Source organism: Paenibacillus sp. AR247 (assembly GCF_002968895.1).
Classification (GTDB): domain Bacteria; phylum Bacillota; class Bacilli; order Paenibacillales; family Paenibacillaceae; genus Paenibacillus_AQ; species Paenibacillus_AQ favisporus.
The window spans coordinates 794,768-796,605 of the sequence record NZ_PCZT01000009.1; the positions used below are offsets into that span (position 1 = coordinate 794,768).

At 55.8% G+C, this 1,838-nt stretch carries 2 pseudogenes; both read right to left on the minus strand.

Annotation, left to right across the window (positions count from 1 at the left end):
- Window positions 1-1,127 (minus strand): annotated as a pseudogene (locus CPT76_RS37295) (DEAD/DEAH box helicase family protein); the annotation flags it as partial.
- An 11-nt stretch (window positions 1,128-1,138) separates the two neighbouring features.
- Window positions 1,139-1,838, minus strand: a pseudogene (locus tag CPT76_RS11725) (DEAD/DEAH box helicase family protein); the annotation flags it as partial.

The following is a 1,838-nucleotide window of genomic DNA, read 5'->3' on the forward strand; positions in this document are numbered from 1 at the left end:
TCCGGGACGGCATGGTAATCATGCGACAGGCCAAACCGCCGCCGCGATGTGCGATAGACTAAATAGCGGGGATTGTCGATCGGATCGAGCAGCTGCTGCAGAGCATTGAGAAACAGCGTCTTTTCATGCGTATTCCCATCCCTCAGCCAGCATACGACGGCACCTCCTTCCTCCTGGGTTCCAATCAGATGAATGCTCGGAGCGGGTTGGACCAGCTTCAGTTCATACAGCACGGTGTATACGGCTAATCCGACTTCGCGAATACTTCGATCCAGCGACTGGTGCTTGAACGTCATTTTTGCAGCCTTGTAGATCCACGGGCTGGCACAGACGGCCGCCATGATGGCAGCAATGCTGAATTTGAACCACCCCGGTACATCTGAGTGCAGCATTTGTGGCGATGAGGCCGCGTCAAAAAAGGTCTCCAAACCGAGCACCAACGCGAAAATAAGAACCGCTTTGATCGTATAGGGATAAACCACCGGCCTTGGAACCCTCTTGCCTTCCGCCCTCAGCTCCTCGGTCATCGAACCCTGCAGGGCAACGGCTGATGCCCAGCGCTCCTTAAGTAAATGGCGCTCCTTTGCTCTATCCAGTGTTTGTGCGTTGTACAGCTCAATATCCCTTTCCGCTAACCGTCCCGGCCCCAATCCCATTCGCTCCATGCCGGATTCGATCGTTTCATTCGTAATGGACAAGCCCACCAACGAGCGGAAACGTCTGGCAAGAGACGCCATATCTTCTCCTCCATCCGCAAGCTCCGTATCGACGCAGGCCAAATGCCATATCGCCCCCGTTTTGTCCGGATTTCCGCGCTGCGAACGAATCGCACGCCCTCGCATCTGATTGGACAGCATAAATGAGCCTACGTAGGAGGCCATGATCATCGAATTGATTCCGGGTGCATCCCACCCTTCGCCCAGCAGCGCGGCCGTACCGATGAGTACGTGGACGCCGCCTTGGTCAAAGAGCTCTGTGACCCATTCGACGATAGATGAACGATTCGAATCGCGCACATCGATCGACACGTAGTCGGAATCATGGGCGAGCGGCCGCTCACTGAGCGTAATTCCGCGCTGACCGGCCGTCTCCCGCACCCATGCCGCCGCATCAACTGGCAGGATCACAAGTGAGCCGGTCAGAACGCCGATGGGGAGCTCTCGACCGCTCGGTTCTTTTCTTTAAGCCGTCTGCGGATGGTTTCGAAAATCGGGACCACTCCGAGGCGCTGAATCGGCTGTTCATCCCCCGCTTGCTTAGGCATATCTTCCTTCCGGATATAATCGGTCAGGATGACCATGCGCAGGCCTTCGCCAAGGACTGATCTCTCAAAATCGAGGATATGCCCGATTTGCTTCAGCTTTGAAACGCTGTGAACCAGCACTTTGTCCAGTGCCGGGGTGGATCGCAAGTACAGTTTTCGCCGCTCAATCATGCCGAGTTGGCTGAGCCGTCTGCGAAGTTCCTTCAGCTCAGGCCGATCTGAATCCACATGGGCATCTTTAAACAATACCCCATTCAACAGCTCCTCCAGCCATTCGTCGCTTAGATTTGGCGTATCTGCTTCTTTAAGCCCCAGCAGCCTGACTGCATCGCGCCACACCGGCTGATTCGCCGCCCGTAAGAAAATGACCATGCTGGAGTAATAACCTGGGGAAGATAATATCTCTTCCATATGGGATTCCGCGTTCGTTAGCCAAGGGTGGCCGGCGATCAGTTCGGTTATGAACTTGTCCCGGATGAGCTCGCCCCGCAGCCTGGCCGCATGCATGCGAAACTCGCGGAGCTGCGCCGCTTCCTTCTCCTCAGGCGGGGTCAGCATGATGTAATCCTGATGC